This window comes from Gilvimarinus sp. 1_MG-2023, assembly GCF_030548285.1.
Genome location: NZ_JAUOSC010000240.1, coordinates 1 through 406 on the forward strand (window position 1 = coordinate 1; position 406 = coordinate 406).

A 406-nucleotide genomic window follows, 5' to 3' on the forward strand; every position below is an offset into this window, starting at 1 on the left:
GCTGGATCATCAGGCGGAATTCCAGCTGTTGGTGATGAAACAGCTGGATAAAGAGCTAACCGAATCCATCGAGTGGGGCGGCACTCGGCTGATCTGTATCGCCGCCGATTTCAACCGTTATGATGAACATGCGGTACAGCAGATCAATCGTAATATCGAACTGATGCGCTATCGCTATTTTGGTAATGATCTGCTGTTACTGGAATTGGTTAATGCCCAAACCGTTGAGACCAGTGCCCCTAAAAAGATTACGCAAAGCAGCACAACCAAATCAGCAGCAGGTGGCAAAAGCAAGTCGGCAGATAAAACTCATGAAGAGCGACTGGCTGAATCATCCCCCGAGCTTATCAGCCTGTACAATCAGGTCTGTGAATACGCGAGCGGCTTTGGTGATGAAGTGCAGCGA

General features: G+C 49.0%; 1 pseudogene. It reads left to right on the forward strand.

The features are described from left to right. Positions 1–406: pseudogene (locus tag Q4563_RS16605) on the forward strand (DUF91 domain-containing protein); the annotation flags it as partial.